The following is a 13680-nucleotide window of genomic DNA, read 5'->3' on the forward strand; positions in this document are numbered from 1 at the left end:
ACTTCCTTCAGGTAGCCTGAGCACGTGCGCGTATTCAGACTGCCGGCATATGCTCGTGGCGGCCATCTGCCGCGAGAGTGCCGCGTGCCCCGCCGCCCTAGGCATGGGCCAGCAGGTCGTAACCGAAGTGTTAGACCTAACCCCCACAGCAACGGATGTTTGACCGGCTGATTCATTTTTCCATTCACAACAAGCTCCTCATTGGGCTGCTGACGCTGGCGCTGGTCGTCTGGGGCGGCTACTCGCTGAGTCGGCTGCCGATTGACGCGGTGCCCGACATCACCACCAACCAGGTCGTCGTCTACACGGTGGCCCCGTCGCTGGCCGCCGGCGACATCGAGCGCCTGGTGTCCTTTCCCGTCGAGCAGAGCGTGGCCACCATTCCCGGCCGCGAGGAAGTGCGCTCGTTTTCGCGCTTCGGCCTGTCGGTGGTCACCATCGTCTTCGAGGACCAGATTGACATTTACTGGGCCCGCCAGCAGGTGGCCGAGCGCCTGCGCGAGGCGGAAAGCCAGATTCCGCCCAGCGTCGGCCGGCCGGAGCTGGCGCCCGTCAGCACCGGCCTGGGCGAGGTGTACCAGTACCTGGTGCGGGCCAAGCCCGGCTACGAGCAGCGCTACGACGCCCGCGAGCTGCGCACCATTCAGGACTGGATAGTGCGGCGCCAGCTGCTGGGCACGCCCGGCGTGGCCGACGTGGCCAGCTTCGGCGGCCAGCTCAAGCAGTACGAAGTCCGGTTGGACCCGGCGCGCCTGCGCGCGTTGAACGTCACCACCGAGCAGGTGTACCAGGCCGTGGCCGCCAACAACCAGAACGCCGGCGGGGCCTACCTGGACCAGAAGCCCACGGCCTACTTTATCCGCACCGAGGGCTTGGCCGAGAATGCCGCCGACCTGGGCAACATCGTCGTGCGCACCACCCAGGGCGGGCTGCCCGTGCTCGTGCGCGACGTGGCCGACGTGCGCGTGGGCTCGGCGGTGCGCTACGGGGCCATGACCCGCAACGACGAGGGGGAGGTCACCGGCGGCATCGTGCTCATGCTCAAAGGGGCCAACGCCAACGAGGTCATCCAGGCCGTGAAGCAGCGGATGCAGACCGTGCGCAAGTCCTTGCCCGAAGGAGTCACCATCGACGTGTACCTGGACCGTTCCGACCTGGTGGGCCGTGCCATCGGTACCGTGAAAACCAACCTGGTGGAGGGCGCGCTCATCGTCATCTTCGTGCTGGTGCTCTTCCTCGGCAACTGGCGGGCTGGCCTGGTGGTGGCCTCAGTCATTCCGCTGGCCATGCTCTTTGCCATCGGCCTGATGCGCTTGTTCGGCGTGTCGGGCAACCTGCTCTCGCTCGGCGCCATCGACTTCGGCTTGGTGGTGGACGGGGCCGTTATCATCGTCGAAGCCATTGTGCACCGCCTGCACGGCGGGCAGCTGCAGGTGCCGGCGGGCCGCCTGAATGCCGCCCAGATGGACGAGGAAACCTACCACGCGGCCAGCAAGATTCGTTCCTCCGCCGCCTTTGGGGAAATCATCATCCTGATTGTGTACCTGCCCCTGTTGGCCTTGGCCGGCATTGAAGGCAAGATGTTTCGCCCCATGGCTGAAACCGTGGCTTTTGCCATCATCGGCGCCTTTATCCTCTCCCTGACCTACGTACCGATGATGTCGGCGCTGGTGCTGAGCCGCTCCACGGCCAGCACGCGCACGTTCTCCGACCGCATGATGCGCTGGCTCGAAGCCCGCTACCGCCCGGTACTGGCGTGGGCGCTGCGCCGCCAGGCCCTGGTGCTGGGCTCGGCCGCCGTACTCTTTGCCGGGGCGCTGCTGCTGTTTCGCACCCTGGGCGGGGAGTTCATCCCGCAGCTCTCGGAAGGCGACTTTGCTGTGGAGATGCGCACGCTCACCGGCTCCTCACTGAGCTATACCATCGATAAAAGCCAGCAGGCCGCCGCCATTCTGCAGCGGCAGTTTCCCGAAGTCAAGGAGGTGGTCACCAAAATCGGCGCCGCCGAAATTCCCACCGACCCCATGCCGGTGGAAGGCGGTGACCTGATGGTTATCCTGGAGAAAGACCCGCGCAAGTGGACCTCGGCCCGCACCCAGGAAGAGTTGGCCGAGCGGATGGCCGAGGCGCTGCGCGTGATTCCGGGCATGACCTTCGGCTTCCAGCAGCCCATCCAGATGCGTTTCAACGAGCTTATCAGCGGCGCCAAGCAGGACGTGGTGCTCAAAATCTACGGCGAAGACCTGCAGCTGCTGGGAGCCTACGCCCAACGCGCGGCCCGCCTGGTCCGGCAGGTGGAAGGGGCCGAAGACGTGTACGTGGAGCAGGTCACCGGCCTGCCGCAAATCGTGGTCAAGCTCGACCGCAACCGCCTGGCCCGCTTCGGCCTGAATGCCGATGACGTGAACCGCACCGTGCAAACCGCCTTCGCCGGCCAGACCGCCGGCCAGCTCTTCGAGCAGGAGCGCCGGTTCGACGTGGTGCTGCGCCTGGCCCCGGAGCTGCGCCAGAACATCAACAACGTGCGGCAGCTGCTGGTGGCCACGCCCCGCGGCGAGCAGATACCGCTGGAACAGGTGGCCACGGTGGACCTGCAGGAGGGCCCCAACCAAATCCAGCGCGACGACGCCAAGCGCCGCATCACGGTGGCCTTCAACGTGCGGGGCCGCGACGTGGAAAGCGTCGTGCGGGAGCTGCAGGGCAAGGTCGATGCGCAGCTGCCGCTGGCCCCGGGCTACTACACCACTTATGGCGGGCAGTTCGAGAACCTGCGCCAGGCCACCGAGCGCTTGGGCATCGCCGTGCCCGTGGCCCTGTTGTTGATTTTTGTGCTCCTGTTCTTCACGTTCCGGTCGCTGAAGCAGTCGGTGCTGATTTTTACGGCCATTCCGCTCTCGGCCATCGGCGGGGTGCTGGCCCTGTGGCTGCGGGGCATGCCCTTCAGCATTTCCGCCGGGGTCGGCTTCATTGCCCTGTTCGGGGTGGCCGTGCTCAACGGCATCGTGCTCATCGGCTATTTCAACCAGCTCAAAGCTGAAGGCCGCCAAAACCTCTACCAGCGCATTCTGGAAGGCACGCAGGTGCGCCTGCGCCCGGTGCTGATGACGGCCACGGTGGCCTCGCTGGGTTTTCTGCCCATGGCCCTGTCGCAATCGGCGGGGGCCGAAGTGCAACGGCCGCTGGCCACCGTCGTGATTGGCGGCTTAGTCACGGCCACCCTGCTGACCTTGCTGGTGCTGCCGGTGCTCTACGCGTGGTCCGAGCGCATCGCCCAGCCGGCCGAAAAGCCAACGCCGGCCCCGGTCCTGCCGGCTTCCCTGGTCCTGTTCCTGGGCTTGCTTGGCGGGGTGCTGACGGGCTCGCCGGCGCGGGCCCAGGGTCCTCTGTCGGCCACCCAGGCCGTCAGGCAAGCCCTGCAAGCTAACGGCACGGTGCAGGCTGCGCAACGCGCGTTGGAAGCCCAGCAGGCCCTGCGCCGCACGGCCTACGACGTGGGCCGCACCACTCTTGTCGGCACGTACGGCTCCATCAATTCGCCCCAGCCCGACAACGTGGTGAGCATTGGGCAGTCGCTGGCGCTGCCCGGGTACTACCGCGCGCAGGCCGGCCTGAGCCAGGCGCAGGTTGCGGGGCGGGAGCAGCAGTTGGCACAGGTACAGGCCGAGTTGCGCCGGCAAGTGCGCCGCAGCTACGAGCAGGCGGTCTACGCCCGCCACCGCCTGCGCACCCTGCGCGGGCAGGACAGCATCTATTCCGAGTTTCTGCGGGCAGCGCAGTTGCGGTTTAAAACCGGCGAGGTGAACCGACTGGAACCGGCCAACGCCATCATCCAGCAGGGCGAAACCCAGAACCTGCTGGCCCAGAGTCGCGCCGACCTGGTGGTGGCCCAACGGCAACTGCAGGCGCTGCTGCAGGCCCCGCAGGCCATTACCGTCGCCGACAGCACCCTGCAGTTATTGCCCCCTCCCCCCGCCGACACCGCCCGCTTGGCGGCCACGCCCCAGGCCCGAGCCCTGCAGCAGCAGATAGCCGAGCGACGGGCTGAAACGCGGCTGGAACGGGCCCGGGGCCTACCCGAAGTAAGCGTGGGCTATACGAACCAGTCGCTGCGCGGCGTCTACGAGGAAGGCGGCCGCCCTGTGACCTACGGGCCCGGTGACCGGTTCCACAGCGTGCAGGCTGGGGTGGCCCTTCCGTTGGTGCGGGGGCCGCAGCGCGCCCGCGTGCAGGCAGCCCAGCTGCAGGAGCAGGTGGCCGCGGCCACCTACCAGCGCTACCGGGCCGAAGCGGCGGCCCAGCTGGACGAGCTCCGCACGCGCCTGCAGGAGCAGCAGCGGCGCGTGCGGTTTTACGAGCAAACGGCCTTGCCCCAGGCCGCCGCGATTGTCCGGCTAAGCCAGCTCTCCTACAAAGCCGGCGAAACCACCTATTCCGAGTTGCTGCTCAACCTGGAGCGCGCCCTGAGCGTGCGCACGGCCTACCTCGATGCCGTGCTGCAGCACAACCAGACCGTCATTGACCTGGATTACCTGCTCGGCGCCGCCCAGTAATCCGTATCCTTCGGACTTTTTCTCATGAATAAAATAGCATCCCTGTTGCTGCTGCTGAGCCTGTCGCTGGCCGGCTGCAGCAAAGAAAAACCTGAGTCCGCCGACGCGGAAAGCACCGACGCCCGGAAAACAGAAGCGGGCGAGGCCTCGGCCGGAAACGCCGACGAAGCAGCCGAAGCCTCGGACGTAGTGACGCTCTCGCCGGCAGAGCAACAGGCCGGCGGCCTGAAAACCGGGCGCCTGAGCACCCGGGCGATGGGCGCGGGCTTGGCCGTGAACGGCACGCTGGACGTGCCGCCGGAAAGCGCCGTGTCCATTACGGCGCCGCTGGGCGGCTACGTGCAAAGCACCGAGCTGCTGCAGGGTACCCGCGTGCGCAAGGGCGAAGCCCTGGCCGTGCTGCGCAACCCCGAATTTGTCACCCTGCAGAAGGAGTACCTGGAGCTGCGCAGCCGCCTGAAGTTTGCCAACGCCGAGCTGGCCCGCCAGCGCGAGCTCTACCAGCAGGAAGTGGCACCGCTCAAAAACTACCAGCGGGCCCAGGCCGAAGCGGAAGCCCTGCAGGTGCAAACGGCCGCGCAGGCCGCGCAGCTGCGCATCGCCGGGCTGCCGGTAGGCGGACCCATCACCACCACGGCCACGCTACGGGCGCCCAGGGCGGGCTTCGTGCGGGCCGTGAACGTGACGGTGGGCCAGAGCGTGACGGCCACCGAGCCGCTGTTTGAAATCGTGGACCCCGAGCACCTGCACGTGGAATTGGTCGTTTTCGAGAAGGACGTGGCCCGGGTGCAGAAAGGACAGCTGATACGCTTCACGCTGGCCAGTGACTCCGCCGGCTCCCGCCGCGAGCGAACCGCCCGGGTATACTTGGTGGGCAAGGCCATCGGCGAGGACCGCACCGTGCGCGTGCACGGCCACCTCGACCAGGAAAACGACCCCGCCCTGCTACCGGGCCTGTACGTGCGGGCCACCATCGAAACCGGCCGCTCCGACGCCACCGCCCTGCCCAATGCCGCCCTGGTGCGCTTTGAGGGCAACAACTACGCCTTTGCCGTAGAGGCGCCCGGCCGCTACCGGATGGTGCCCGTGACGCTGGGCCGTAGCGAAGACGACTACACTGAAGTCACCCTGCCGGAAACCGTGCCGGCGACAACCACCTTCGTTACGGACGGGGCCTACTCGCTGCTGGCCAAACTGAAAAACGCCGAAGAGGAAGAGTAGCCGCTTCGCCTGGCGCACGGCCCCTCCCGGCCACCGTTCTTGTTTATTCATCCCATGCGCGTATTCTCCAATGCCTGACCCTACTTCCCCCGATACCAACGACGAGCTCAACACCGCCAAGCAGGCGAAACTCGAAAACGTGGGCGCGCTCAGCCGCGACCAGCTTACCCCCGACGCGGCCGCCGAGCCCGAAGGCCACGATGTGCCCGGTCACGACCACCGCGCCCCGCACCGCCCCCCCGGCAAGCGGGTGGTGAACCTGGCCGGCCAGCCCGTCATCGCCTCCCCCGCACCTGCCCCCACCCGGGACGGTGATGACGCCGGCGTTAACCCGTACCTGCTGCCGGGTATCAGCCTGCTGCTGCTGTTAACCGGCCTTGCCCTGGACTATTACCGGGTGGGGTTCTTCGCCGGCTACGTGCGGCTGGCCTGGTACGCCGTGGCCTTTCTGCTGGTGGGCTGGAAAGTCATTCGCTCGGCGCTGCAAAGCATTCCGTCGGGCAATGTCTTCAACGAGTTTCTGCTCATGAGCCTGGCCACGCTCGGCGCCTTTGCCATCGGGGAGTACCCGGAAGGCGTGGCCGTGATGCTGTTCTACACCGTGGGCGAGCTGTTCCAGGACGCGGCCGTGAACCGGGCCAAGCGCAGCATCCGGGCATTGCTGGAAATTCAAGCCACCGAAGTCACGGTCCTGCGCGACGGGCAGGCCGTGGTGCTCGACCCCAAGCAGGTGGCGGTGGGCGATACCATTGAGGTGAAGCCCGGCGAGAAAGTGGCCCTCGACGGTACGTTGGTCCAAGGTCCGGCCTCGCTGAACACTGCCGCCCTAACCGGCGAATCGGTTCCCCAGACCAAGCAGGCGGGCGAGCCGGTGCTCGCGGGCATGGTCAACCTCGAATCGTTGATTCAGGTCGCCGTAACGGCTGGCTACCAGGACACCAAGCTGGCCAAAATCCTGGCCCTGGTGCAGGACGCGGTGGGGCGCAAGGCCAAGACCCAGCAGTTCATCACCAAGTTTGCCAAGACCTACACGCCCATCGTGGTGCTGCTGGCCGCGCTGCTCGTGGCCGTTCCCTACTTCGTGGTCGAGGATTACGTGTTTCGCGACTGGCTTTACCGAGCCCTGGTGTTCCTGGTTATTTCCTGCCCCTGTGCGCTGGTGGTGAGCATCCCACTGGGCTACTTCGGCGGCATCGGCGCTGCTTCCAGAACGGGCATTCTCTTCAAGGGCTCTAACTTTCTGGACGCGATGCGCGAGCTCGACACCGTGGTCATGGACAAAACGGGTACCCTCACCCAGGGCGTGTTTGCTGTGCAGCAGGTGCAGCCCGCGCCCGGCACGGCACCCGAGCAGCTGCTGCGCCTGCTGGGGGCGCTGGAAACCAAGTCGACCCACCCCATTGCCAAGGCGGTGGTCACGCACGTGGGCGCCGCCGCGGCTGGCGTGGCGGTGGAAAACGTGGAAGAAATTGCCGGCCATGGCCTGCGCGGCCGGGTGGACGGGCGCGACGTACTGGCCGGCAACACCAAGCTGCTCGCCAAGTTCCGCGTGGCCTATCCGCCCGAGGTGGACCAGGTGGTGGACAGCATCGTGGTGGCCGCCGTCAACGGGCAGTACGCCGGCTACCTGACCGTGGCCGACGCCCCGAAGGAGGACGCGGCCCGCGCCGTGCAGGAGTTGAAAGCCGATGGCATCACGAAGCTGGTCATGCTCTCCGGCGACAAGGACAGCATCGTGCAGCGGGTGGCCACCGCGTTGGGCATCACCGAAGCCCACGGCGGGCTGCTGCCCGAAGACAAGGCCCGCTACGTGCAGCAGTACAAGGACGCGGGCCATAAACTGGCCTTCGTGGGCGATGGGGTGAACGATGCCCCCGTGGTAGCCCTGGCCGACGTGGGCATTGCCATGGGCGGCCTGGGCTCGGACGCCACCATTGAAACGGCCGACGTGGTGATTCAGACCGACCATCCCAGCAAGATTGCCACGGCCCGGCGCATTGCCCGCGCAACGCATACGGTGGTGTGGCAGAACATCTGGCTGGCCTTTGCCGTGAAAGGTGTGGTGCTGGCCCTGGGCGCCGGCGGCCTGGCCACCATGTGGGAAGCCGTCTTTGCCGACGTGGGCGTGGCCCTGCTGGCCATTTTGAACGCCGTGCGCATTCAGCGGATGCGATTCTAATAAGCCGCTTCGGCTACCGCGTGCGGGCTTTCTGGTTGCTCTCGGCTTCCACACGTTTTTTATTGGGCTGCTCGAAGGCCCGGCCGAGGCCGTGGCCGGCCTGAGCAAGGGCTACTTCGGGCAGAGAAGCTACGAGCTGTGCACCTTAGCCGAGCTGATGCTGGCGGCACGGGCCACGGCCTAAGAAAGCAGCCTCCCCCAGAAAGCGGCACTAGGGCCTCCGCAGCAGCGGCCCCAATCGGAAAGAATTGTCGGACCCGAAATCGTCTTCGAACAGAAGTATTCCGTCGACGTGGCGTGGGGTAAGTCTGGCAAGTGCGCGGTAGTCGCTGGCTGTGTACGAAAGAGCGTCTTTGAGACGAATCCTATCAAAAAAAGCCTTGTTCACCGCTAAAAACACTTGCCCATTCAAGCCACTAAACCCCTCACTGCCAAATTTATCCAGCAGCTTAGCACTGACCCTGCCTGCAAAATCTGCATCGTCCTCGTCCAGGTCAAAGAATCCATCAACATCCATCGTCTTGTGGGGCATGAAAACTTCCAAGTGGGCTATCTGCCCCCGGCCGTCGGTCACGGTTAAGTCCACGTCTTTCTCGGTAGTGATATCCGTGCGCTTGAACTTGGTCTCAAACTTCACTTCGTACCCCTCACCCGCCAGGTAATACGCCAGCGCCAGCTCACTCAGGGTTGCCAGCAAGCTCGTACCTGACAGATTTTTGACCTTGCCGCGAAAAGCCCTGTTGGCTTTCAGCTTCTCAAACTTTGCCAAGTACACGCTCAGCCTCTGCAACAGCCTTTTATAGTGAGTCAACGCCTCGGCTTCCCGGCCATTCTCCAAGCCCCAACCTGTCGCAATCGAGATGTTCAGCAGATTCAGATTGCCATTTTCGCCTAGTAGGTAGTCGTCCAAACTGGCACAGGATTCCAATTGCTTGACCCAGGCTTTAATGTCTCCGGGTTTGATGATTTCGCCCAAAACCGGGAAAGCGTTTGTACACACTTCCAGGTACCGAACACAATCCGAAACACTGTTGAATAGGGCCATACTGCTGCTGGCTTTACAGCCGAGGGGTAATTCGTGGACGGACTTCCTGCGCAAGTTCGGTAGGCTGCTGCAGTAGGTGGGCGGCCTGCCGCAGCTGGATTACTGCTGGACTGGCCTTTACTGTTTCCAAGGTATCGACAACTGCTAAAACCTTCCCGACGTTTTCCTGATTCACTCCCGTTAATGTCGCCTTGGTCAGCAATTGCCGGCTGACTTCCTGCAATCGGGCTGCATCCAGGGTGGCGGCGCTCTTGCGCAACTCCCTGGCGACTTGCCCCGCTGCGTGGATAAACGCGTGCCGGGCTTGGTCACGGGCAGCCGAACCACTCGGCACTAACGCTGCCCCAGCCTGTCGCGTCTGCTCCCGCGCAGCGGCCTGCTGCCGGCGTTCTGCGGCATCCTGTGGGGGCTCAACGACTGTAATGTGCGGGCTCTGTCGCAACGCATCTAGCGTGTCACTAAGAACAAGAAGTTGGGGCGAATCAGCGGCGTAGCGCAACGTCAGCTCCGTAACAATCTCGCGGGCTGCACCTGGTTTGTGCTTCGTTGCGTGGTCAATGGTTAGCCCCACTCGCTCCAAGTTTTCGCGCAGGGCAGGCAGCAATGCTACGGCATCCCGGCTTTCACGTAATTCCACTACCAGCAGCCGCTGCCCGCCGGCGCGGGCCGTCGCCTGCGCTTCGTGCTGCCGCGCTATCTTACCCAGGCCTTCCTGAGCGGGGTTGTCCCAGTGCTCCTGCCCAAACCCGTGCTGGTCCTCGTCCACGGGGCTTAATTCGCGTTGTACCACCCGTTGCAGCTGGTCCTGCTTGAGGTCTTGGTTCCAGTCCTTGCCCTGGCTTTTCGCAATTTCAACCCGGTGCGCAAAGGCCAGAGTCTGGCTGGCCGCCAGGTTGAAAGCGGCCAGCGCGGCGGCGTTCATTGGCACGTGAAACTGGTAAGTGTGTGCTCCTAGCTTCTGCGAGTGAATCAGCTGCTCCCGTAAGGTCAAGTCGGTAGCCGGCGTGCCGGGGGCGCCATTGGCTTGGCTGAACTGCTGGCTGGTGTGCTCGTTGTAGGCCTGTAACTGGCGGCTTAGCGCCTGCACCCCGGCCGGCTGGGGTGCCACGATTTCGACGGTCAACTGATGCTCGTGCTCCCGCACAACCTTCATGGGGTTCTGGTCGCTGGCCAGGCCCGCCAGCAGCCGCGTGTCGAAGTGGTGGCCCTGGGTGTCATTGTCGAACGCGGCCCGGATGGCTGGAATGTGCTCCTCGCGCAGCAGCCGCTGCAGCTCGAAAATCTTGTTCTGGGTAAGCGTGCCGGCGGTGGAAGCGTACAGGGCGCTTTCCTGGGGATGCAGCTGCGCGTAGGACAGCGTATCGAGGGCCGATTCGCTGACGACGAGCACCGTTGCTGGCCGTGCCTCGGGCAGCCGGCTGAGCCACAGCGAGCGGGAAAACTGGCTTTCCGGCGCTTGGCCCTTGAAGCCGTCACCTTTCAGTTCCAAGCCTACTACCCGCCCTTCGTGGTAGGCCGGGAAGGCCGTATTGACGTAAGTTTTGGGCGGCAGGCCCGGCCGCTGCACGGTATGCCGGTGGTTGAGAATGCGCCCGACGAACTGCGGGTGTCGGAGCGTGGCCTGGCTGATGCCCCGCCCTTCCAGGTACGTGGTGTCTTCCAACGGCCGGCAATCCTTGGTGAAGATGCTGTGGAACTTCTCGCCGGGCGCCGTTTCGGCAATGGACGGCAACTCAAGCCGGGGCCGCTGTTGCTCGGGCAGGTTCAGGTAGGTGCGGAAGTGGTCGTTGACGGCCTGCCACAGGTTGCGGCCCGGCGGCTGGGCAATACCCGCGATGCGTCCCGAACTCACCCGGTTTTTCATCCAGTCGATGACGCTGCCCTTGTCGCGGTCGTCCTGGGCGTTGAAATACATCCAGTCGCCACCCCGGCCCTTGAACACAACCAGGGTATCGTCACCCTCGAATACGTACCACTTGCCCCGGCCCAGGTGCTCCCCCTTTTTGAGGGTATAGCCGAAGTGGCTCAGCAACTCGGGCAGTTCCACCTGCTCCTTGATTTTCTGAAAAGTCAGCTCGTGTTCCATGGATTAGATACTGTGATGAAATGCAAGCAAAGACTGCGCTTTAGCTTAAAAAGAAGAAACTTTTTATTTTAGCAATTGCTTAAATTCGCAAGTAGTACCTTTGCATAACCATGACTAAAAAAGCTACTGCCTGCATCCGGGTATTCGCTGATACGGCCCGTATCGAGCAGTGCCAGGCGCGATTGGCGCACGTTGAGCCGGCCCTTCAGTCCCTGGCCTCGGTCCTAGCCCTGGCCGGCAACGAGGTGCGCCTAAAAATTCTGCTGCTACTGGCCGACGAACAGCAGTTGTGCGTGTGCGACATCGCCGACGTGCTGCAAATGACCGTCTCGGCCGTGTCCCAGCACTTACGCAAGCTCAAAGATGGGGGCGTGCTGCACGCCCATAAGGTCGGCCAGACCGTGTTTTATGCCCTCAGCCAACCGCATTTACCCATTCTGCAACCGCTATTGGCGGGCTTAGCGGCCACTCCTTCGCTTCAATCGGCCTTATGAATACTTCCCCTTCTTCCAACAAACCCCTGCTCGGGGCCGGCTTGGTGGCGGCGCTGGCCGCGTCGCTGTGCTGCATCACGCCGTTGCTGGCGGTCCTGGGGGGCCTGGGCGGCGTGGCCTCGGCCTTTGCCTGGCTCGAACCCCTGCGGCCTTACTCAGTAGCCCTTACCGTGGGTGCACTGGGCTTTGCCTGGTATCAGCAACTCAAACCAGCGCCGGCCGCCGATGCCTGCGGCTGCACAGTGGACACAAAACCCACCTTTATGCAGTCCAAGGTCTTCCTAGGTGTGGTAACGGTACTGGCGGCGCTGCTGCTGGCCTTCCCTTACTACGGGGCAAAGTTGTACCCCACCCCAGTCGCACCCGTTCCAGTGGCCGCAAGTGCAGCCGGACCGGTCTGGCAAACGGCGAACTACCGCATCGGGGGCATGACCTGCGACGCCTGCGCGAAACACGTCGAGCACGCGGTGCAGCAGCTGCCGGGCGTGCAGGCCGTGACCGTTTCCTACGACCAGGGCACAGCGCAAGTCCGCTTTGATGCGGCCAAAAGCCCCGCCGCGCAGGTCGCCCAAGCTATTAACGGCACTGGCTACAAAGTGCTGGCCACGAACTAACCTCCCCCTGCTCCATGCTTACGCTCGAACCAAAGGCCCCGTTGCTTACTTCCGTCCTAACGTGCCCGGTATGCGGCCACGCGCAAGCGGAGCAAATGCCGACCGACGCTTGTCAATATTTCTACGAATGCACGAGTTGCCACACGGTCTTGAAACCGCTGGCCGGTGATTGCTGCGTGTACTGCTCTTATGGCTCGGTGCCCTGTCCGCCCATTCAGGAACAAGGTTCAGGAAGTTGCTGCGGCTAAACCGGTGCTTTCTCGTTGGTTTCGGGGTGAACGGATTCGAGCGCTGCTGCTAATTCGTTAACTGCGGGGTGGTACTGCGGGTCGTACATCCGGTCATTTTTCCACAGAGAGTAGCAAAGCAGGAGGAGTTTGCGCATGACCGCAATCACACCAGGCTTGCCGTTGGGGTGTCTCGCCCGCAGTCGGGTATAGAAGGCCATCTGCTGCGGGTTGTAACGCAAGCTGCTGATAGCCGGTAGATAAAGGGCCGTACGCAAGCGTACGTTCCCTCGGCGCGAGATGCGCGTGGCTCCGGCAAACAGCCCACTTTGGCGTTGCACTACATCCAACCCGGCGTAGGAAGCCAGTTGCCGCTCGTTATCCACGAGCACGAAGCCGCTGGTTTCGGCGACGACCACGATAGCGGTGGTCAAACCGATGCCAGGCACACTCGTCAGCTGTCTCAACTTGCGACCAAGTTCGGGTTCCGCTTCCAGCAAGGCGGCGAGGTCCTGGTCAACGGCGAGCAACTGCTGCTGAATAAGTGTTTGTTGGGTGGCCAAGCGGGACAGGGAACGGGCATCGGGTTGATAGCTGTGCTGATAGGCATGGATTTTCACCTTGAGGCGTGCCCCATGTCCGGTTAAGCTTTGCCGCTCGCGGGCCAGCGCCCGTAATTGCCGTAAGGCTGGTGAGGGCGGTTGCCAGGCAGGCAAGGCACGCTCCAACCCGAGCCGGCAGAGTAAGCGCGCATCAAGTTGGTCCGTTTTGCTCTTTTGCTCGGTGCTCTGTGCAAAATGCTTCGCCTTGTTGGGGAGGAGCACGCTGAGTGCTTGCGCCTTATCACTTAGAAAATAGGCCAGTTCTTCGTAGTAGACGCCTGTGGCCTCTACTACAAACCAAATGGGAGCCGGCAGCACCGCTTGTTTTTCAGTCCAACTAAGCAAAGCAGCAAAGCCAGTCAGCGTGTTGTCGAATGATGTCTGTTTGCCGAAGCGCAGGTGCTGGCGGGCATCAATTTGCCCAAAACAGGCGACGAAAGTATCTTTCGCAATGTCGATGCCCACGACAAATTTGAGTGGGCTGGTGCAGGGATGGGCGGTAGGCATAAGGAAATGAAAAAAGGGGAAGAACTAGCCAGTCCGGTTTTTACCGCAACTCTCCTTGCACAAATGCGGGATGCCAACGCCGGGCTCCCTCCATACTGTTCAGTCTTCAGGCAAAAACGGGAAACGAGGCACAGTCTCTAACGCGCAATGTCAGG

General features: G+C 63.6%; 9 protein-coding genes. 6 read left to right on the forward strand and 3 right to left on the reverse strand.

Translation table 11 applies throughout. The annotated features are described in order from the left end of the window. The first annotated feature begins 155 nt into the window (after positions 1-155). The 3 genes from OIS53_RS20170 to OIS53_RS20180 all read left to right on the forward strand — a co-directional run bounded on the left by OIS53_RS20170 (position 156) and on the right by OIS53_RS20180 (position 7950). Positions 156-4550: a CusA/CzcA family heavy metal efflux RND transporter gene (locus OIS53_RS20170; protein WP_264682524.1), complete on the forward strand. Its 4395-nt coding sequence runs from the start codon at positions 156-158 to the stop codon at positions 4548-4550. 24 nt (positions 4551-4574) lie between these two features. Next, positions 4575-5771, forward strand: a complete 1197-nt coding sequence (locus OIS53_RS20175; protein WP_264682526.1) for an efflux RND transporter periplasmic adaptor subunit — start codon at positions 4575-4577, stop codon at positions 5769-5771. A gap of 70 nt (positions 5772-5841) precedes the next feature. Next, positions 5842-7950, forward strand: coding sequence for a heavy metal translocating P-type ATPase (locus OIS53_RS20180; protein ID WP_264682528.1), 2109 nt, complete (start codon positions 5842-5844; stop codon positions 7948-7950). Positions 7951-8161: 211 nt separating this feature from the next. Here OIS53_RS20180 and OIS53_RS20185 read toward each other — a convergent pair whose 3' ends face one another. Together OIS53_RS20185 and OIS53_RS20190 are read right to left on the reverse strand one after the other, a co-directional pair. Continuing rightward, positions 8162-8926: a hypothetical protein gene (locus tag OIS53_RS20185; protein ID WP_264682530.1), complete on the reverse strand. Its 765-nt coding sequence runs from the start codon at positions 8924-8926 to the stop codon at positions 8162-8164. An 82-nt stretch (positions 8927-9008) separates the two neighbouring features. Further along, positions 9009-11081, reverse strand: a complete 2073-nt coding sequence (locus tag OIS53_RS20190) for a toprim domain-containing protein (protein ID WP_264682531.1) — start codon at positions 11079-11081, stop codon at positions 9009-9011. A gap of 110 nt (positions 11082-11191) precedes the next feature. On the opposite strand from OIS53_RS20190, the gene OIS53_RS20195 reads away from it, so the two are divergent. From OIS53_RS20195 to OIS53_RS20205, 3 genes are read left to right on the forward strand one after another with little or no spacing between them, the layout of a single operon-like run. After that, entirely contained in the window at positions 11192-11575 is a 384-nt protein-coding gene (locus OIS53_RS20195) for an ArsR/SmtB family transcription factor (RefSeq protein ID WP_044017964.1), read from the forward strand. Then, positions 11572-12189: a mercuric transport protein MerTP gene (gene merTP / locus OIS53_RS20200; RefSeq protein WP_044017963.1), complete on the forward strand. Its 618-nt coding sequence runs from the start codon at positions 11572-11574 to the stop codon at positions 12187-12189. The genes OIS53_RS20195 and merTP overlap by 4 nt, the downstream gene beginning before the upstream one ends. Before the next feature lie 14 nt (positions 12190-12203). Beyond that, complete coding sequence (locus tag OIS53_RS20205; RefSeq protein ID WP_071884577.1) at positions 12204-12437, forward strand: GDCCVxC domain-containing (seleno)protein; 234 nt, start codon at positions 12204-12206, stop codon at positions 12435-12437. On the opposite strand, the gene OIS53_RS20210 is transcribed toward OIS53_RS20205, so the two are convergent. Then, the gene (locus OIS53_RS20210) at positions 12434-13525 is read right to left on the reverse strand and encodes an IS110 family RNA-guided transposase (protein WP_245855421.1); all 1092 of its coding nucleotides are present in this window, start codon (positions 13523-13525) and stop codon (positions 12434-12436) included. The two genes, OIS53_RS20205 and OIS53_RS20210, sit on opposite strands and share 4 nt — an antisense overlap. Positions 13526-13680 lie beyond the last annotated feature (155 nt).

The organism is Hymenobacter sp. YIM 151500-1, assembly GCF_025979885.1.
Classification (GTDB): Bacteria; Bacteroidota; Bacteroidia; order Cytophagales; family Hymenobacteraceae; genus Hymenobacter.